The sequence below is a fragment of the Pedobacter cryoconitis genome (assembly GCF_014207135.1).
Lineage (GTDB): Bacteria > Bacteroidota > Bacteroidia > Sphingobacteriales > Sphingobacteriaceae > Pedobacter > Pedobacter cryoconitis_D.
This window is the reverse complement of record NZ_JACHCC010000005.1, coordinates 1-20,706: the sequence shown is the minus strand read 5'-3', so window position 1 is coordinate 20,706 and position 20,706 is coordinate 1. Positions and strand designations below refer to the sequence as shown.

The window sequence follows — 20,706 nt, the reverse complement described above, 5'->3', positions numbered from 1 at the left end:
TCCGCTGGTTGTAAATTCTTGTAACAATGATCAAAATCTTGAAGATGAAAGCCATCACCTGTTTTGTTTTTTACTTCCTGGGGCTCGCTTCGGTTGATGCCCAGGTGGCGTATAAAGAAGCGGTTAAGTTTGCTGACGATATTAAAACAGAAAACCTGAAAAAGAACCTGTCCATTATTGCAGGTGCAGAAATGGAAGGCCGTGAAACAGGTACTCCGGGACAAGCAAGGGCAGCAGGCTTTATTGCAGACTACTATAAACAGATTGGCTTACAACCCGGTAATAACGGTAGTTATTTTCAATATTATCCGCTGATCAAAGACAGCGTTGCAGAAAGTACTTTGCAAATAAACGGAAAGGCGTTTAAATACGGTGAGGATTATACGCTGCCTGCATCAATAAATAGTAATGGAACAATTCAATCCGATTTAGAGGTTGTTTGGGGTGGTTATGGCATTTCTGATTCTGCCTACAATGATTTGAAAGATGTTGTTGCAAAAGGCAAGGCTCTTCTTGTACTGACAGGTGAGCCGCAAATGGAGGATAAGACATATTTATTTACCCATACCAAACGTCCGTCCCGCTGGAGTAGCTTAAGTGCCGGAGTGAAACTGAAAGCGCAGGCTGCAGCAAAGCTGGAAGCTAAAGTGTTGTTCATTATAGATACGAATTTTATCTGGAAGAATAAATTCATCAGCCCGATCAGGCTGGTGCCAGATGCTAAAGACAGTATTTCCATGAATGTCTATATAATTTCTAAGGAAATGGCAAAAGTAATAGCAGGAAGCAATTACGACAGGTTGGTAGGATCAGCAGGAAAAATACATCCTGCCGGTTTTCATGCGTTGATTTCCTTGTTTACCTCACAGCAAGTCAGCCACAAAAATATACAGGCCAGTAATGTGATGGCCTATTTGCCAGGGACTGATAGAAAAGATGAATTACTCATCATATCTGCTCACTATGATCATTTAGGTGTACGTAACGGAAAAATATTTTACGGAGCTGATGATAATGGTTCGGGTACTGTTGCCGTATTGGAAATGGCCAGGGAGTTCGCAGCAGCTAAAGCAGCTGGTCATGGGCCGCGCCGCAGTGTACTTTTTATGAATGTTTCGGGAGAAGAAGAAGGTTTATGGGGTTCAGACTATTATACAACACATCCCGTATATCCTTTGGTGAATACGATTGCCGATTTAAATACCGATATGATCGGACGAATAGATCCACTTCATGAAAATGATCCCAATTATCTTTATATTATTGGTGATGATAAACTGAGCTCTGTATTACGTCTTGTCAATGAAGGAAACAATAAGGCTTATGTCAACCTTAACCTCGATTATAAATACAATGCCCCGAACGATGCCGAGAAGATCTATTACCGTTCTGATCATTATAATTTTGCCAAAAACAGGATCCCCATTATCTTCTTTTTCGATGGTATCCATGCAGACTATCATCAACCTTCTGATACAGCAGATAAGATTAACTATGAATTGATGGCAAAGAGAATGAAACTTGTTTTTTATGACGCATGGTCGATTACCAACCGTTACGAAAGATTGCCGGTTGACAGGAATGAAAAGTAGCTGTACTATTCTGGTTAAATAGTAGTACTGTTCTGGATGAGTCCATATTCAGGGTATCCCGCGTGTATGGTGAGGCCACGTTTTTCCTAAGTAAAAGGTGGCCTCAACGTGGGGTAATGTTGGCCTCATGTTGGCCTCATCTCGAACACTACCCCAACGGTAGCCGACCACATCCTAACTAGTACTTTATTTGGATACAAGGATATTCACCCTTAAAAATATCCGTTTGACCGAGTTTAATGTGGTGTTTGCGCTTTGATTAGATGAATGTCCTTCGGTGGTACTTAAATTCGCTGATATTTGAATTCATTTCCATGGATAATCATAACTGTAAACACGTACTCATTTCTGGAGCCAGTATTGCCGGGCCGGCATTAGCCTTTTGGCTCAACAAATATGGCTTTAAGGTCACTATCATAGAGCATGCCCCAGAGCTTCGTAAAGGTGGTTACAGGGTGGATATTAGAGGAGTAGCCGTTACTGTAGCAGAGCGTATGGGTATTTCAGATCTTATCCGTCAAAAGGCTGTAAGGATCCGGCAATCCCAGCTTATCAATAAAAAAGGAAATGTAATTGCAAGTTTTGATCCTGATGAATTTGGGATGAGGCAGGAGCGCGATATAGAAATACTCCGTGGAGATCTCTCGGAGATCTTATACGAACAGACTCAAGATCATGTAGAATACCTCTTTGATCATTCCATTAAAACAGTTGAAGAAGAAACCGATGGAGTTAAAGTTTGTTTCCAGAATGGAGAAGTGCGCAATTTTGATTTATTGGTAGCGGCCGACGGACTGAGGTCTAATGTCAGAAAACTGGTCTTCGCTAAAGAGGAGGAGTTTGTTAAACATCTTGGTTATTATATTTCCATTTTCTCCATTCCCAATGCATTAAAGCTCGACCAGGAAGAAATTGGATTGCAGAGCCCGGGAAAAGTAGTTAATGTGTTTAATATCCATAAAGATGAGCCCTCAAAGGCATTGCTTCTTTTTTCAGGTCAAAATCATGATTCCAGAGATATCGGAAAACAGCAGGAAATCCTGACTGAAAATTTTAAAAATGAGGAGTGGGAGCTTCCTGCTATTCTGAAAGCGATGCCAGGGAGCCCGGATTTTTATTTTGATGCGATCAGTCAGATTCACGCCCCGGAGCTTTTCAAGGGAAGAACCGTTTTACTCGGAGATGCAGGATATTGTCCTTCTCCGGCTTCAGGACAAGGTACCAGTCTGGCAATGGTAGGAGCTTATGTATTGGCTTGTGAATTAGCTAAATGTGCCAGTTATCAGGAGGCTTTTGAGAATTACAGCAGAAAAATGAGTGAGTATATCAGGATAAACCAGGAGTTGGGGCTGACTGTGCTCGATCAGATGATTGCTAAAACAAAAACAGCGATTTTTATGCAGAATTTATTCCTGCGGGCGATGAAGTATATGCCCTGGAGAAAAAAAATAGTGATGGCTTTCGTAGGTAAACTACAGCAAAAGGTTGATTATGCAGCAAATGCGATAGAACTTGATATTTAGTTTACGCTAATCTGTTAATTAATGTCTCTATGCTTAACTTTACCTCCAATGAAAACCTTAATAACCGGATATATGTTGCTTTTAATGAGTTCCTCATTATTTGCACAAAAGAAGAATGCTGATCTTTCCCAGGCAGTTGTGACTTATAAGTTTCGTAGTAATGGGAAAGCTACTGGTGGAGAGCTAAAACTATTTACTGTCGGGACGCAGGCTCACCTGGTCCGTCAGGATAAACAGACTGAAGAACAGTTTCTGGAATTTAAAGAAGGAGTAACCTGTCAGGTACTCCATAGTAAAGGTACTTTATATACCCTTAAGAAACCATTTTCAGAGTACATTAAAGCCGAATTACTCCCCGGCATAGATACCATCTGTGGTATTGCCTGTAAAAAGGCAAAACTGTTTATCCGTTCCAATACTATTGAGGTATGGTATAATAATGATTTAAAAATTAAAGGTACACCTGCCATTTCGATTGGTCCCGACCTGGGGCTGATTCTAAAAGTAATCCGCAATGGGAATTCTGAAACCATAGCTACCAAAATTGATTACCGCAAAATTAACCCTGCCGAACTCGCCTGGCCAGCACAATGGGGAGTTTTACTGGATGAACCAGCCTATCAGCGCCAGGTTATTGAGAGCAGGTATTCCACTATACAGATTTTTAACGATGAGCAGATCTCTTTTGGTAAAAAGATTGAAAACCCTGCAGGTGAGCAATCCAATGTTACTTATCATTTCGCGGGAGGGACTGTTATCCTTAAAAAAGTAAAACTTCCGGCAGCAGCAGCGGGACAAAACCTTTTCGCTGAACTGGTACAGCACTCCAATGGTGACGCTTATGACCGTACAGGCTCTGTCTTTATGATTCCGGTAGATAAAAATATATCTTTCCTGAAAGCCCTTCAGAATGGCTTACAGGTACTTCCGGTATATGAAGCTAAAAATGGTAAGAAATATCAGGGGGTAACAGCTACAGACCAGTATTTACCACCTTTGGAGCTAATGCGGTTTTTTACTTCTTTCGGAGTTGGACATTTTAATGCACAGGCGAAAATAAAGGGATATAACTGGGCAGATTCTGTAGTTTATAAACAAGACATCACTGCTTTATTACCAGCGCTGCAAGGCGAGGTATGGATTGGTGTTTTTATTGGTAATTATGACAAAGGCGGTCATAAGGCCAGTTTGTACCTGAAATACTATCCAGCAGAGGAGGGGGAAGACAAAAAACTGAAGAACACCTGGCTCATGCCAGCTTTCAATACCACCAACTTAATGGAAATGGCAGGACAGGAGTACGCCACAATGTTTGATAAAGATTCGCTTACTGTTTCTGTTACTGTACCTGCCGGAGTTAAAAACCTCCGTTTAAGATATCTGACAACCGGACATGGGGGATGGGAGAATGGGGATGAATTTGTACCCAGACAGAATGAAATTTTCGTAGATGGTAAACGGGTGTATAATTTTATTCCCTGGAGAGAAGACTGTGCTACTTACCGGATGTTAAACCCTGCTTCTGGCAATTTTGGCAATGGTTTATCTTCTTCTGATCTGAGCCGCTCTAACTGGTGTCCGGGGACGATTACCCTGCCTGTAGAAATTCCTCTGCCAGAGCTGAGTGCTGGAAAACATATTTTAAAAGTAGCTATACCCCAGGGTAAACCTGAAGGAACGAGTTTCAGTGCATGGAATGTATCCGGTGTACTGATCGGAGAAAGGGAGTAGATCAAAGTTAAAACAGCCCCCTCTCTAAAACCTTAAAGAAGGGGTTGTTTAAATCACACCCAATTATAACTGATTATCTGAAATAGGCAAGATGATCTTCGACAAATGACTGAACAGATCTCGCCGGTCTTTTAAGAATAGTTGAAACAGCATCACTTACATAAGCTGTCTTTCCTTCCCTCTGGGCCTCTGCGTAAGCAAGTATAGATTGTATGGCTATAAGTGGCAGACCTTTTTTCTCCAGTCTTTCTCTCGCACCTGCGATACTCAATGCAGTAAACCCGGTTTCTTTTCCGGTGACCTCGCTGATGATTTCTGCTACATCATAGAAATTTACAGCTTCCTGACCTGTAAGCAGGTAAGTTTTACCGGCATGTTTTTCAGGTTCAGTCAATACTTTAAACGCGACCTCACTAATATCTCTCAGATCGATATATGCTCTTTTGCCTTCAGCAGTTGCTTCATAGATTTTATGCTCCTGTTTTACCGTGACTGCCAGATCTCCAAGCCAGTTCTGCATGAAAGCGTTAGGCTGTAGTATGGTCCAGTTTAATCCTGAAGATTTAAGGAATTGTTCCACTTCGCCATGTGCTTTTCCGATAAAGGAATCCGGAATATAAAAGGGTGAATCCTGAGCTACAGCACCCGATGATAATTTGACCAGATGATGCACACCATAGGCTGCGGCAACTTCAATAACGTTCTTTTGCTGCTGAACAAATGCCGGCCCATGTCCTGAAAGCAGAAATACTGTCCCACCATGTTTTAACACATTTTGTAAGGAAGCCTGATCAGTAATGTCTGCCTCTATCCACCGGACATTGTCCATTGGTTTTGCCTTATTGATATCCCTTGTTACAGCAACAGTACTCAGCTGTGCTTTTGATAAATGGTGCAGTAATTCAATACCTATATTTCCGGTTGCTCCGAAAACTGTAATATTTCCTGATTTTGTCATATTATAACTACTTTTACAACAGCAAATTTAGAGAGGTTAAGCCCTGTCTTCTAACGCATAAGGAAGTCAAAACAACGCAAAAAGAAATGTGATGCGTATAACTATTCAAGCAACAGCAAATGACCTGAAATCAAAAGAGGTCAGTTCATTAATGAAGAATAAATATATTTTCCAGGATGATTCAGGATATTCGATGTTTCTGGAAGAGGTTACATTCAGGCAAATTGAATTATGCTGGGGAAGTTATACGAATCCAACGCAAAGGATATTAACCATTCAATCTGATAAACCAGCTATCGTTTCTCATTTTCAACTGTCTGATTCGGTCGTGGAGGCGCAGCGTGAGTCACTGAGAGAAAAGCAGTTTATGGTCTATCAGCAAATGGCAGGAAGTTATGATTTATCGATAGCTCCGACGCAGAAACATCCCAGGACCTTTTTTGAATTGAGTATTTCCGATCGGTTTTTTAATAATCTGGTGACCGAAGAAAGCGATTTCTTAATGAATTTTCACCGGCGTTCCAATCATGTTGCTGACATGCTCCCCGAAATGTATGAGATTATATATAGTATGGAACATGCCCCATATACTGGCGACCTGAAGGGGATATATCTTGAATCAAAAGCTGTTCAGCTGTTTTTAGCACAGGTCAGCCAGCTGGATCGTTTGAACAAAAGAGAATCGAAATTGAAAAGGTATGATATTGACTGTCTGTATGCTGTTAAAGAATACCTCGACCTGAATTATTTCGCTGATTTATCCATTGTAGATTTAGCCAGGGAAGCGGGAATAAATCAAACAAAACTTAAGGCTGGGTTTAAAGAGTTGTTTAATCATACGGTATTCGGTTATTTACGTGACCTGCGGATGTTGGAAGCGAAAAGACTTTTGCAGGATGAAGGTTTAAACGTCAATGAGGTTTCAGAACGGATTGGTTACAGCTATCCTCAACATTTCAGCTCGGCGTTTAAAAGGAAGTTTGGAGTTTTACCAAAAGCGATTAAAATATAAAAGCCCTGTCAAACAGGGCTTTTATATAATCCGATGAGGATTATTATAATTCGTAATAAGAAGAGTTGAGTTCCTTATTTGCTTTTTCTGCTTTTTCGATTGGTGCATAATCCGACAAGATTAATGCCTGACCTTTTTTAACACACACATCATGTTCAAAGTGAACAGAAGGCTGACCATCTTCAGTTTTAACCGTCCATCCGTCTTCTTCGGTGAAGATATGTCTGCTACCCATATTAATCATAGGTTCAATAGCCAGGGTCATATTCTCCTTCAACATGACACCAGTTCCTTTTCTACCATAATTTGGTACCTGAGGATCTTCATGCATATCTCTGCCAAGACCATGTCCTACCAGTTCTTTGACAACGCCATAACCTTCTTTTTCCGTGTGAACCTGGATGGCATTGGCAATATCTCCTACACGTTTTCCGACAACAGCCTGTTTAATTCCTTCGTATAAGGATTCTTTGGTTACACGGACAAGTTTCAGGATGACCTGATCAACTTCACCGATAATAAAGGTATAAGCATGATCTCCATGAAATCCATTTTTATAAGCGCCTACATCTACCGAAATGATATCGCCGTCCCGAAGTGGAACATCATTTGGGAAACCATGTACTACTGCGTCATTTACCGAAGTGGTAATATTGTAAGGGTAACCGTGAAAGTTTAAAAAAGAAGGTGTTGCCTGATGATCAGCAATAAATTCGCCGGCGATTTTGTCCAGTTGTAAAGTTGTTAATCCCGGTTTAAGTATTTTAGCAATTTCTGCAATAGTCGCACTGACAAGCAACGCACTGATCTGCATCAATTTTATTTCATCTTCAGTTTTATAAATAATCATAGTTTACAAAGATAGTAAGTACCTGGTTATAGTAAAAGTAGTTTTATGAAGAGTTTTGGGAAATATATTAACAGTTAATTTTTTCAGGTTCTTTTTTGCTGAGTTTTTGATGTAAATAATCGGAAAGGATGATTAATAAAACGGCACTGAGAATCAATAAGATCCCTAAGACAAGATTTCTGGTGATCGCTTCTTTAAACACCAGGATACCTACGGCGACCGCAACTACCGGCTCGAGAGCTCCTAATATAGCCGTGGCTGTAGAGCCGATATACTGTACTGCGAATATCATCGCCAGACAGGATAATGCTGTAGCAAAAAGAGCTAGTAAAATCAAATCAGCCACGGCAGTGGCATCTGGTATCGGTGCTAACCCACCAGTTATTTGTGCTTTGACGAAGAAGAAAGTAGCGCTAATTGCTGTTGCATAAAAGGTTAGCTTATAGCCTGACATCAACTGGATCTTCGATTTGTTGACCACAACAATATAGACGGCATAACAAAATGCTGCGAACAAAATGGTAGCGATCCCCATTGGATTTAGCGTAATGCCGTTTTCACTTTTATAAAGAAGGGAAACACCCAAAAAAGCAATCAGTATCGCCGCTGCTGTTATCGCATTTATCCTTTCCTTGAAAAAAACAGCCATCAGAACTGCAACAAATACAGGATAAAGGAATAGAATCGTCGAAGCTGTACCTACGCCCAGATAATCATAACTTATAAACAGACATTGGGCCGAGATAGCATATAATATTCCAAGAACAATCAACAGGCTGAGTTCCTTTTTCTCAACGGCAAAAGATTGTTTTTTGAACAGCATCCATAAGGAGATGAATAGAGATGCACAGGCAAAACGATAGCATAAAACAGTATCGTGAGATAGTCCTTTTTGTACTAAAGGTAAAGCAAACAGAGGGATGAGCCCAAATGTGGCCGATGATATACAGGCCCAGAAATAACCTTTGATTTTCGCATTCATAACAATAAATCTTCCTTCGTTATTGTGATCTACCTCCAATGTCCGGAAAGATTTGACGATATGTGATAGGTTCGCCGGCAGAGAAATTGCTGCCGGTTCGATGTGATAAAGATACAGAGAGGCCCTGAATTTTTATAGTTGAAAAAGCAGGTTTTTAAATATTTATGCGGGTCGTAAAATCAATTGAAGTGAACTTCTTTTTTATAGGTGTAATAATATACAATTGCAGCTAATTTCTGATAACTTATCCCTAGTTCATTAATTTCTATACTTTTTATAGTACCATTCAGATCTTCCAGTAACAAAAAGCTTTCGGAACTGCCGCGTCCCTGTTGTTTAACCATGATGTATCCTTTTACTATATCAGCCCACAGATAACTTTCATTCTGGAAGACAAACTTTTCCCGGTCAGCATATACACTAATCTGTGGCATTTTTTTCTTTCGTAATAGCGCTCTTACAGGATAAATAATATAGAGGAGTGGAATGAGAGGGAAGAAGTATAATGACGACCTGAAATAATAGAGTGTGATTGCTAAAAGGATAAGTGCACAAATCAGAAATTGTTCCCGGTAAACCAAAGTAACAACTGTCGGTTCTGATAGTTGATCCAGATAAGAGGAAGAGGCTACTTCCTTTACCTCTTTGATATTTAAATCCCGGATAAAGAAAGCTTTAGAATTATAATCTTCTTTGAATTTTTCGAGAGGGGTCATTTTGCAACAGTTGTTGAGATCTGCCAAATTAGCTTAAATAATGATGGTTTTTATTACTCATTCACTCCTAGTAGTAAAATAAGTTAAAATTAATTAGAACAATCGTTCTAATTATATATCTTTGTACCATTATGGCACGTAGCAAAGAGTTTGACCCTACCGAAAAATTAGTGAAAGCCCGGGATCTATTTTGGGAAAAAGGGTATCATGTCACTTCTATGCAGGATCTGGTAAGTGAAATGCAGGTAAACCGCAGGAGTATGTACGATACCTACGGGGATAAGTATAAGCTATTTACTGAGAGCCTGCAGAGTTATGCACTGGAAACCTACAGTGAGTATAAACTGGCTGCTCTTGGTGAGGAATCACCGCTAAAAGCTATCGAACTTATTGTTTACAAAGCTATAGCCCGGTCATTTGAAGAGAAAAAAGTATGTATGGTGGTTAAGTCATCTTTTGAAGTCGCCCCTCTTGATCCCGGAGTCCGCGAATTATTGAAACAGCTAACCCAGAGACTTATTTTTATTTTCGAAGACCTGATCATTAAAGGACAGCAGGCTGGAGAGATCTCTTTAAAAAAAGATGCTAAAAGGGCTGCGCAGTTTATGGTGGGCAGTTTTGCAGGATTATGGCAGATGCAGGCCTTGTTTGATGACAGAGAAATGGTTGAACAGATGGCAAAACAAAATATTGAAAGCTTGAAATAGCTTTTTTTTACCCTATAGTAGAATGATCGTTCTATTATTAATAATGATAATCACAATGAATAACAATGAGCAGAACAATAGCATGGAACTTACCTATTTGCTGAAGCATCAGCAGGATAAAAATCTGGATGTTATCTCCACAATTTTAGCTAATAATGCATTCTGGAAGATTTTTCCTCCGGAAGATGTCGAAGTGCTGAGCTGGAAAGTACTGATAGGGCTGGGGCATGTGGTTACGCTTAGGTTTGCAGTCAGCAGGCTCCGTGAAGTTAATCTTGCGATAGAAAGAGGCGCCTGGGGAGCTTTTGACACGGAAGCTTATAGCACTTATGATTACCTGCAGGTCTGGCAGGAGAAAGCGGAAAAATAGTATCATCTAAAATATAAAACAATTACAATATGGAGTTAGGAATCAGTCTGTTTGGCGATATACATGTCGATCCGCTGACAGGAAAAATGCAATCCGCAGAACAACGTCTGAAAGAATTAATGGAAGAAATCAGGCTTGCTGATGAAGTTGGTCTGGACATCTTTGGAATAGGAGAGCATCACCGGGAAGAATATGCAGTATCAAGTCCGGAAATTGTGCTGGCGGCGGCATCAACGATCACAAAAAATATAAAATTAAGCAGTTCAGTTACGGTTTTAAGTTCATCGGATCCTGTCAAACTGTATCAGAATTTTGCTATGGTTGATTTGCTTTCTGGTGGCAGGGCGGAATTGATGGCAGGAAGAGGAAGTTTTACAGAATCGTTTCCGCTATTTGGCTATAATTTACATGATTATAATGCTTTGTTCGAAGAGAAATTGAATTTATTGCTAAAAATTAATAGTGAGCAACAGATCACCTGGAAAGGTCAGTTCAGAGCACCTCTGGCGGATCAGAAGATATTTCCAAGAGCTGTAAATGACAATCTAACTGTATGGATTGCTGCGGGGGGAACACCCGAATCAGTAATTCGCGCCGGACGTTTAGGTCTGCCACTGGTTTTTGCAATTGTAGCCGGAACACCATTGCAACGTTTTCAATCACTTTACGAACTATACAAAGAAACTTATCAGCAATATGGGCACGATAGGTCCCGGTTTCGGGTGGGGATGTTTTCACATGCTTTATTTGGCGAAGATGCTAAAGTGGTAAGTGAATATTATTATCCGCTTTATGCTGCACAAATGGACAGGATCGGGAGAACCAGGGGCTGGTTCCCGTTTCAGCGGCAGCAATACGATTTTGGACGGTCCAGAGAAGGAGCCATGTTTGTGGGCGGTGCGGAAGAGATTATAGATAAGATCTTATATGCACATGAGCTATTTGGGATCACCCGGTTTTCGGCGCATATGGATGTGGGTGCTCCATCACACAGTCACCTGATGAAATCCATTGAATTGTATGGAACTAAAATAGCCCCGGAAGTTCGGAAGGCCTTATCTTAAAAATAATGATGAAAAATATAAAAACTATAAATCTTTGGGAGGGAAAATTTCCTACGCAAAGTGGATTAACGGGACACCAGATCTCAGATCCGGATGGAGTTTTAGAGCTCACTAATGTGACTGAAACAGAATTGATAATTTATTCTCCTGATAGCAGTTTGAATACAGGAATTGCTACAGTGATCTGCCCTGGGGGAGCCTACGCGGGTTTGGCCATCACCAGCCAGGGGCATGATTTTGCAATTTGGCTATCATCAATCGGGATAACTGGTATTGTATTAAAATACAGAATGCCAAATGGAAACAAAGAGATCCCTCTCGATGATTTACAGAAAGCTATAAGTTACGTACGTGGAAATGCTGCCAGCTTAGGGATCAATGAAAACAAAATTGGCGTAACCGGTTTTTCAGCTGGTGGCCATCTTGCCGCATTAGCTTCTACGCTGTTTTCGGAAGTGGGGTTGAGTAACCGTCCCGATTTCTCCATCCTGTTTTATCCCGTGATTTCTATGGGCAGGCAGACTCAGTCTGATACAAGGAAAAACTTGCTTGGAGATAACCCTTCACCGGAAACTATAGAAAAATATTCTTGTGAGTCGCAAGTCCTGCCAAATACACCGGCGACATTAATCCTGGTAAGTGATGATGATACGGTAGTGAATCCGGTTAACAGTACTTTATATTATCAGGCCCTAAAACAATATGATATTCCTGCGGCTTTACATGTTTTTCCACAAGGAGATCATGCCTGGGGAATCAAAGGAGTGAATATGTTTGGTGGGAAATTTGACTATACGGAAGAAATGAAATCTTTAATTATCAGATGGATCATGAGATTTGCTACAGAATATACTTGTGCGGTAAATTAATTATCTTTAATCATGCAACCTTTTCCTGAAAGCAAGCGTCATTTAGATATAAAAATATCATTCTGATGAAAATAATGAGGCACGCTGTGATTTTTATTTTTCTGCTGGCTAACCTGGTAAGCGGTGGGCGTTTGTTTGCGCAATCAGACAGCGATACGCAATCACAATTAAAAAAAGTAGAATCGGGATTGGTTCCTCCTGTTCGTTTTGAAGGAGATTCGGTCTGGACTATTGAGGGAAGGATGAAACACTATGGAGTGCCAGGGCTGAGTATTGCTGTGGTTAAAGATTCTAAAATTGCCTGGGTAAAAAGCTATGGGATCATGGATCGTACAAGCCGGTTACCGGTTACCAATGAAACACTTTTTCAGGCAGCTTCGATTAGTAAAGCTGTGAGTTCCTATGCTGCATTAAAAGAAGTGGAAAGAGGAAAACTCAGTCTTGATCAGGATGTGAATTTGTATCTTAAATCCTGGAAAGTTCCCGAAAATGAATTTAATAAGGATAAAAAAGTATCTCTGAAATATCTCCTGAGCCATAGTGCCGGTGTGACTGTCGGAGGGTTTTTAGGGTATAAGGTTTCAGATCAGGTACCTACTTTATTGCAGGTACTCAATGGAGAAGCTCCTGCCAATTCTCCTCCCATCAGAGTTGATAAAATACCTGGAGGAAGCTTTCGTTATGCAGGAGGTGGTTATGTGATCTTACAGCAGATGTTGATGGACATAGAAGGTAAAAGCTATCCGGAGATTATGAATGAACTGGTCTTGCAGCCTCTTGGAATGACCCATAGTACTTATAGCCAGCCATTACCGGATAGTAAATTAAAATGGGCCGCAACCGGATATCTTCCTGATGGTTCTGAAGTACCTGGTAAAAGACATACCTACCCGGAAATGGCACCTGCCGGACTCTGGACAACTGCTGAAGACCTGGCCCGTTTTATCATTGACATACAACTTACTTTAAAGGGAAAGAGTAGTAAAATAATTTCAAAAGAGATGGCGGATCAGATGACCAGTCCTTTGATTGAAAAATATGAGGGTTTAGGTATTTTCCTTGGACAAAAAGATGGCGACTCCTATTTCAATCATGGTGGATGGAATGAAGGTTTTTCAAGTCAGTTTGTCGGCAGTAAAGATAAAGGGTATGGCATTGTGGTGATGACCAATGGTAATCAGCCGCTGCTGGTGAATGAATTGATACGTGCTGTGGCCAATACTTATAACTGGCCGGGTGTACTGCCTGTTTATAAAAAAATGGAGATTACCGCCATAGATATGCAACAGGATACGGGACGGTACCTTGCTGAAAAACATGAGGTTATTAAATTGTACACACAGGGAGATAAACTGTTTTTTCAGAAGAACTTTGAGGAACCTGATGAATTATTCAAAATCGCAGATAATACCTTTACCAGACGTAACTGGGATGCGAAAATTAAATTTGTAGTTAACCCTTCAGATCATATCAGACATATCGTCTTTTTAGAGGAGAGTGATTCAGTTCATTATCTTAATCCGAAGCTTAAAACAGGTGAAAAGGTGCCTTATGAACTAGTTCTGGATGGCCAGTTTGAAAAAGCTTTATCCGCTTATCAGCAGATAAATTCCGGTAATTCTGCTATTGATGCCGGCCATCTTAACCAAATAGGGTATCAGCTGTTAAGAATGAAAAAATCTAAAGAAGCCATAGCTATATTCAGGCTCAATACGCTGCTTTTTCCTGATAATTTTGATGTTTATGACAGTTTAGGAGAAGGTTATATGAACGCTGGTGATAAGATATTAGCAAAAGAAAACTATCTGCGGTCATTAAAACTTAATCCGAATAATAAAAATGCGACCAAAATGCTCCGTCAATTGGATAATCCTGGTCAATAAAATGTTTTACTGAATGTTGTTTCTTTCTACAAGCTGTTGAGAAATGCCACAGTTAATAATTAGTCTTTTTCTGTAAATTACTTAAAACTAATACTTTAAATTTTTCTGATTTTATGGTTGGATAGTTGCGCTTTGCACAGTTTGTTGCAAGCCCAATATTTAAATCATAGCTCATATCAGATGAAAAGAAACCCTTTACCGTACTTCGTATTCCTGCTTGTTCTGGTGTCTGCCACCCAGTTCGCTCATGCCTCTTCTTTAATGAAAGACATATCCAGTTACAGGGCTGTACTATTTCAACAGGATACTACCCGCAAAGATTCTGTGAAAAAAGATTCAATCAAAGCCGTTCCGCCAGAAGTGAAAACTGTACAGGATTCTATTCTTGGCAAAGTGATGGATGCTGGTGGTCCGATAGCTGGTGTAATTATCACTGTAAAAGGGGGGGCTGCCAAGGCTACCACCAATAGCGGAGGGAATTATAAGATAGCAGCGGCTCCGGATGCCACGCTGGTGTTTTCCTATATAGGATTCACTCCTAAAGAAGAACCTGTGAACAACCGGAAGATGATCAATGTACTGCTTCAGACTACATCAAAAGCGCTAAAGGAAGTTCAGGTAGTGGCTACCGGCTATGGGACTGTCAACCGGGCAAAACTGACGAGCTCAGTGTCAAGTATTCAGGCAGACCAGATTAAAAACGAAGTTTTGCCGACCATATCTCAGGCCATACAGGGAAAAGCCGGAGGGGTTCAGGTTACGCAGAAATCCGGATCTCCCGGAGGAGGTCTGAGTATCCGGGTTAGAGGAACCACTTCAATTAATGCCAGTTCAGATCCTTTGTATGTGGTTGATGGAATTCCTGTGAACAGCACGACGAACTTTACTGGTGGAAGCGACTTTAACTTTGGCGGAGGTACCCAGGGAATTAACATTCTGGCTTCGATTAACCCGTCAGATGTGCAGTCTGTTGAAATTTTAAAGGATGCGGCTTCCTCCTCAATTTATGGTGCAAGAGCTGCCAATGGAGTTGTGCTGATTACAACTAAAAAAGGACAGCCAGGGTTAAGTACATTTAGTTTTAACGCTTATGAAGGTTTCTCCGAAGTCCCTAACGAACGCAGATATAAACTGATGAATACGGCCCAGTACCAGGATTATATGAAGGATTATTATAAATATCTTCCGGACGGTAATGGTCAGCCAACACCTGTTCCCGCTGGTATCCTGGCCAACCCGGGGATCAATACAGACTGGCAGAAAGAGATTTTTAGAATAGCCCCGACCTGCAGTTATGAACTATCAGCAAGGGGCGGATCAGAGAAAACGCAATACTATACCTCCATCGGTTATATGAAACAAGGTGGTGTGATTCAGAATTCAAATTTCAGCAGGTTAAGTGCAAGACTGAACCTGGATCATCAGCATAGTGATAAATTAAGGTTTTCTGCCAGGGTTAACCTGACCCGTGCATTGAATGACCGGGTACAGGAAGAGAATTCAAAAGAAGGTTCTACTAAAAGCGGGATTTTTGTAGCACCCAATATCCCCGTTTACAATCCCGATGGCAGTTATGCTTATGATCAGGTAAATACCAGCAGGGAAAATCCTGTAGCTATGCTACAACTGCCTGTTAACCATTCAGAGACATTCAGGATGCTGGCCAGTGCCTCTGCCGAATATAAAATTATTCCGGAACTGACCTTAAAGACAAATTTTGGTGCTGATATGAGTTATATTGATGAAACATTCTTTATGCCGCCTAATGGTATCCGGTCATTTGCTGCGCAGGGGGGAATCGGGGCACAACGAAATACCAGGGACCAGTTATGGATTAATGAAACTACGCTGAACTTTCAGCGATCATTTGGCGATCATCATATAGACGCGCTTGCAGGAGCTTCAGTTCAACAATCCCGGATTCAATTCGTGGATGCACGCCGTTCTAATTTTCCCAATAATGATATCAAAAATATTTCTGCCGGCGGTACACTGACAGGGGCAAACTCTTTTCCCGAAGAATGGAGTATTGCTTCTGCCTTTTCGAGAGTCAATTACGATTATAAAGGGAAATATCTTTTAACTGCAAATTTCAGGGTTGATGGATCTTCCCGTTTTGGAGCGAATAACCGTTATGGAACTTTCCCTTCTTTTGGAGCAGCGTGGCGGGCTTCGGACGAAGATTTCATGAAAAGCTACAAGATCATCAGTAATCTTAAATTCAGGGCAAGCTGGGGTATCACCGGAAATCAGAATATTCCGAATTATGCCAGTTATTCATTGTACAGCGGTAATAACAACTACCTCGGAAATACTGGTTATGTGCCTAATGTACTCGGCGATAAGAACCTGAAATGGGAGACCACCGAACAAATGGATTTCGGACTGGATCTTGGTTTGCTGAATAACCGTATATCCTTACTGGCAGATTATTATATTAAAAATACCTCTGATCTTCTGGTAGGGATTTCGATTCCCGGAAGTTCAGGTTATCAGACCCGTTTTACCAATGTAGGTAAGATCCAGAACAAAGGATTTGAATTTGAATTAACTACACAGAATCTGGTTGGAGAATTTAAATGGAATACCTCCTTTAACATGTCCTTTAATAGAAATAAGGTCGTATCCTTACCAGGAGGAGAGCTGGCAGGTGGCGTCGGAAACCTGAATATCGCCAGGGAAGGTTTACCATTAGGTACTTTTTACGGATGGAAAATGTCAGGTGTGAATCCGCAGACAGGTCTGATTGATTATGTGAAACGTGATGGGAGTGTCGGGCCACCTACCGATCCGAATGACCGTGTGATTATAGGTAACCCCAATCCTGATTTTTATGGAGGAATTACTAATACCTTTCAGTACAAAAACTTTGACCTGAGTATCATGGGGCAGTTTTCTTATGGAAATGACGTGTTTAATTATAACCTGGCTTCTGGTCTTGACGGAAGTAACAAAAGCAGTAACGGTTTTACAGACTGGACCAGACGCTGGAGAAATCCGGGAGATATTACTGATATCCCACGCCCGACTCCTGGTAGCCTGGATAATATTGCCATCTCTGATCGTTTTGTCGAAGATGGTTCTTTCTTCAGATTGAGGAACATTACCCTTGGGTATACTTTCAGTGATAAAGTACTGCAAAAGCTTAAAGTAAGAAGTTTACGTGTTTACACTACCGTTCAAAACGCATTCGTATTCACAAAATACAGAGGGTATGATCCTGAAGTGAGTTCTAATCAGGGGGGTGCCAATCAGGGGTTAATCTATGGTTACGACTATGGTAGCTACCCACAGCCCCGGATATTTACTGCAGGTGTTAATTTAACTTTCTAATCCAAGATCATGAAGACAATTTCCAAATATATTTTAATAGCTACTGTTTTAATCAGTTTTTCGTCCTGTAAAAAATTCTTAGATAAAGAGCCTATTTCACAAATCACCCCAGAAGATATTTTTACTACAGAACAAGGTGCACAATCTGCTGTAATGGGAATGTACAGAACTTTACTCAGTTCTTATTCCTATGGACAATCTGTAGTCATTGTTCCGGAATTTTCGGCACAGCATGTCAATCATGTGGCAAGTTATCCGGAGTATATTGATTTTAAATCAAATACCGTCCGTATTGATAATCCCTGGGTACAGAACATCTGGAATGCATCTTACGCGGCTATTAATGCTGCTAATAATGTAGTTGTCAATGTAAATGCAATGCCGCAGAATGCCATAAGCCCTGAAAAAAAGGCTCAGCTGGTCAGAGAGGGAGAGTTTGTAAGGGCATTAAATTATTTTTTACTGGTGAGGGCATTTGGCGAAGTTCCTTTAATCATCACGCCTACCAGCGAGACTACCAATCTTAAAGTTCCCCGCAATACAGTTGCCCAGTTGTACACGCAGATTATTTCAGATCTTAAAGATGCGGCCAATCTGCCCAATAGCTACAGCAGCAATGCCGAGACTAAAGGAAGGGCTACCGGAAATGCAGCCAAAGCATTACTGGCTAAAGTATATCTCTATTATGGAAGTACGACGAAAGATTATACTGATGCAGCCAGATTAGCACTTGAAGTTATTTCCACAGGAGGATATACGTTGCAGGATGACTTTGCCTCTATATGGAAAACAGAAAACACCTCAGAATCAGTTTTTGAGCTGCAGTTTGATGCACAGGCAACTAATGCATTGGCCTCGGTTAGTAACCCAAGCCCTTCTATGTTGTTTTATTCGGCTGCCAATGTAGCTGGTTTATATGATTCTGCTGATAAAAGACGTCTGTTTACCGTTTATCAGAATACACCCGAAGACCCGAAATTTTACATCGGTAAATACAGGATATTTAGTCCGGCAGTTCAGAATTTTCCTGTGATCAGACTGGCCGAGTTATACCTGATCCATGCAGAGGCCCAGGCCAGGGTAGAAGGAACTGTGAGTACTGCTGCCTATGACTCTTACCGGAAAGTACGGGACAGGGCAGGATTGGTTACACCGGCTCAACTCACATTTACCTCGCTGGATTCATTTATCACTGCGGTACAGCATGAAAAAAGACTTGAACTGATGTTTGAAGGAGAGGCCTGGTTTGATTACTGCAGAACTGGTCTTGCACTGACAGAAATGATGAGTAAAGCTGACCGGAATTATTTTCTGTACCCGATTCCGGATGCAGAGCGAAGGAATAATCCATCTCTGACCCAGAATCCTGGATATTAATTTTTTGTCGGAAAATCTAAATTAATTGAGCTTTTAATCGCTGATTGAAGATAAGTTTTACACTTTTGTTGAAATTTTGGATGTTTACAGGTACTTTACCCTGAAACACTCATTTTAACATTATATCAACAGCATAAACATTGAAAGAAGTAAACGAAAAACCTGAGGGACAAAAGCTCAAAAGAGGTTTACAAAACAGACATATCCAATTGATTGCACTCGGCGGTGCTATCGGAACAGGTTTATTTTTAGGGATAGGTCCTGCAGCCGTACTGGCAGGACCATCTGTTATTTTAGGTTATGCCCTGGCTGGCATTATTGCATTTTTTATTATGCGTCAGTTGGGTGAAATGGTTGTTGAAGAACCGGTATCCGGAAGCTTCAGCCATTTTGCTTATAAATATTGGGGAACTTTTGCCGGTTTTGCCTCAGGATGGAATTACTGGGTACTTTATATCCTGGTTAGTATGTCCGAATTAACCGCAATTGGGATATATGTACATTTCTGGTGGCCTACAATACCTTTATGGACATCGAGTCTTTTCTTTTTCGTGGCGATAAATGCCATCAACCTGACTTCTGTTAAAGTTTACGGTGAAGTAGAATTCTGGTTTTCTATCATTAAAGTGGCGGCCATTATAGCAATGATTCTTTTTGGCATTTATTTACTGGTTAGTGGAACAGGTGGTGAACAGGCAAGTGTACAAAATCTCTGGAATGACGGTGGATTTTTTGCCAAGGGTTTATTCAGCTCAGATGGGAAGGGTGGCTTTCAGGGTTTATTTGCTGCAATTGCATTGATTATGTTTTCTTTTGGTGGATTGGAGTTAATCGGAATAACTGCTGCAGAAGCTGAGAATCCGGAGAAGACTATTCCAAAAGCAACTAACCAGGTCATCTACCGTATCCTGATTTTTTATGTAGGAGCGTTGGTTATCCTGTTTGCCTTGTCTCCCTGGAAAAATATTACAACAGACAGCAGTCCCTTTGTAACAGTCTTTGAAAGTCTGAAAGGTTTTCAGTTTAATCTTTTGGGTAAGACAGTTTATTTTACCAGTGTAATTGCCAATGTGCTGAATGTAATTGTTCTGACAGCAGCATTATCAGTTTATAACAGTTGTGTTTACAGCAATAGCCGGATGCTTTTTGGTTTGGCCCAGCAAGGTAATGCACCTGCTTTTCTATCTAAATTAAACAGAAATCATGTGCCGATTATGGCCATCATGGTGTCTGGTTTGTTTGCAGCTATTTGTATTATTATCAATAAAGTGATACCTGATAAGGCGTTGGAGATCCTGATGTCGCTGGTGGTATCCTCATTGATTATCAACTGGCTGATGATTAGTATTACGCATTTGAAGTTCAGAAAACAGAAGCAAAAGGATCAGGTTAAAACCAAATTCCCTTCCTTTATTTATCCTTTGTCAAACTATATCTGCCTGGTCTTTCTGGTTGGAATTTTAGTAATGATGTGGATTACTGGTATGAAGATGCCTGTAGAGCTGATCCCGGGATGGCTTGTTCTGTTGTATCTTTGTTATTTGCTGGTGATGCGGAATAAGAAAAAGAATTCGGCTGTTTAAGGGATTTACTCACTTTTTTGATTAACCTATAAGACAGTTTGGTAAGTCTGTCCATTCCTGCCCTGAGTTTACATAAGAAAGTTTTTCAAAGCAGAAAAATGAGTATAGAAAACGAACATCCCAAGAAAGGGAAAGGAGGCAGAACCTCGCCACATT

The 20,706-nt window shown here is 40.7% G+C and carries 16 protein-coding genes; 12 read left to right on the top strand and 4 right to left on the bottom strand.

Annotated features, from left to right (window positions below; genetic code table 11):
• Positions 1 to 26 precede the first annotated feature (26 nt).
• From HDF25_RS09730 to HDF25_RS09720, 3 genes are all read left to right on the top strand, one after another.
• Entirely contained in the window at positions 27 to 1,592 is a 1,566-nt protein-coding gene (locus HDF25_RS09730) for a M28 family peptidase (RefSeq protein ID WP_184624566.1), read from the top strand.
• Between the two features lie 314 nt (positions 1,593 to 1,906).
• Complete coding sequence (locus HDF25_RS09725) at positions 1,907 to 3,115, top strand: FAD-dependent monooxygenase (RefSeq protein ID WP_184624565.1); 1,209 nt, start codon at positions 1,907 to 1,909, stop codon at positions 3,113 to 3,115.
• Between the two features lie 48 nt (positions 3,116 to 3,163).
• Positions 3,164 to 4,846 (top strand): PNGase F N-terminal domain-containing protein, encoded by a 1,683-nt coding sequence (locus tag HDF25_RS09720; RefSeq protein ID WP_184624564.1) that lies wholly within the window; start codon positions 3,164 to 3,166, stop codon positions 4,844 to 4,846.
• 73 nt (positions 4,847 to 4,919) lie between these two features.
• Here HDF25_RS09720 and HDF25_RS09715 read toward each other — a convergent pair whose 3' ends face one another.
• Entirely contained in the window at positions 4,920 to 5,804 is an 885-nt protein-coding gene (locus HDF25_RS09715; RefSeq protein WP_184624563.1) for an NmrA family NAD(P)-binding protein, read from the bottom strand.
• A 91-nt stretch (positions 5,805 to 5,895) separates the two neighbouring features.
• On the opposite strand from HDF25_RS09715, the gene HDF25_RS09710 reads away from it, so the two are divergent.
• Complete coding sequence (locus tag HDF25_RS09710) at positions 5,896 to 6,816, top strand: helix-turn-helix transcriptional regulator (protein ID WP_184624562.1); 921 nt, start codon at positions 5,896 to 5,898, stop codon at positions 6,814 to 6,816.
• Between the two features lie 43 nt (positions 6,817 to 6,859).
• Here the strand turns inward: HDF25_RS09710 and map are convergent, their stop codons facing one another.
• From map to HDF25_RS09695, 3 genes are all read right to left on the bottom strand, one after another.
• Positions 6,860 to 7,666, bottom strand: coding sequence for a type I methionyl aminopeptidase (gene map, locus HDF25_RS09705; protein WP_184624561.1), 807 nt, complete (start codon positions 7,664 to 7,666; stop codon positions 6,860 to 6,862).
• A gap of 67 nt (positions 7,667 to 7,733) precedes the next feature.
• Positions 7,734 to 8,648, bottom strand: coding sequence for a DMT family transporter (locus HDF25_RS09700; RefSeq protein WP_184624560.1), 915 nt, complete (start codon positions 8,646 to 8,648; stop codon positions 7,734 to 7,736).
• A 179-nt stretch (positions 8,649 to 8,827) separates the two neighbouring features.
• Entirely contained in the window at positions 8,828 to 9,364 is a 537-nt protein-coding gene (locus HDF25_RS09695; RefSeq protein WP_184624559.1) for a hypothetical protein, read from the bottom strand.
• Positions 9,365 to 9,495: 131 nt separating this feature from the next.
• Between HDF25_RS09695 and HDF25_RS09690 the strand changes: the two genes are divergently transcribed.
• The 8 genes from HDF25_RS09690 (at position 9,496) to HDF25_RS09655 (ending at position 20,550) form a co-directional block, all read left to right on the top strand.
• Positions 9,496 to 10,071, top strand: a complete 576-nt coding sequence (locus tag HDF25_RS09690; RefSeq protein ID WP_184624558.1) for a TetR/AcrR family transcriptional regulator — start codon at positions 9,496 to 9,498, stop codon at positions 10,069 to 10,071.
• A 55-nt stretch (positions 10,072 to 10,126) separates the two neighbouring features.
• Positions 10,127 to 10,441, top strand: a complete 315-nt coding sequence (locus HDF25_RS09685; RefSeq protein ID WP_221450885.1) for a hypothetical protein — start codon at positions 10,127 to 10,129, stop codon at positions 10,439 to 10,441.
• A gap of 29 nt (positions 10,442 to 10,470) precedes the next feature.
• Positions 10,471 to 11,505 carry an Atu2307/SP_0267 family LLM class monooxygenase gene (locus tag HDF25_RS09680; RefSeq protein WP_184624556.1) on the top strand — a complete coding sequence of 345 codons (1,035 nt, stop codon included), beginning with the start codon at positions 10,471 to 10,473 and terminating at the stop codon, positions 11,503 to 11,505.
• A gap of 5 nt (positions 11,506 to 11,510) precedes the next feature.
• Positions 11,511 to 12,374 carry an alpha/beta hydrolase gene (locus HDF25_RS09675; RefSeq protein ID WP_184624555.1) on the top strand — a complete coding sequence of 288 codons (864 nt, stop codon included), beginning with the start codon at positions 11,511 to 11,513 and terminating at the stop codon, positions 12,372 to 12,374.
• A gap of 65 nt (positions 12,375 to 12,439) precedes the next feature.
• Entirely contained in the window at positions 12,440 to 14,257 is a 1,818-nt protein-coding gene (locus HDF25_RS09670) for a serine hydrolase (protein WP_184624554.1), read from the top strand.
• Positions 14,258 to 14,437: 180 nt separating this feature from the next.
• A complete protein-coding gene (locus HDF25_RS09665; RefSeq protein WP_184624553.1) occupies positions 14,438 to 17,590 on the top strand; it encodes a SusC/RagA family TonB-linked outer membrane protein in 3,153 nt (1,050 codons plus the stop codon).
• Positions 17,591 to 17,599: 9 nt separating this feature from the next.
• Positions 17,600 to 18,967, top strand: coding sequence for a RagB/SusD family nutrient uptake outer membrane protein (locus tag HDF25_RS09660; RefSeq protein WP_184624552.1), 1,368 nt, complete (start codon positions 17,600 to 17,602; stop codon positions 18,965 to 18,967).
• A gap of 140 nt (positions 18,968 to 19,107) precedes the next feature.
• A complete protein-coding gene (locus tag HDF25_RS09655; protein WP_184624551.1) occupies positions 19,108 to 20,550 on the top strand; it encodes an amino acid permease in 1,443 nt (480 codons plus the stop codon).
• Positions 20,551 to 20,706 lie beyond the last annotated feature (156 nt).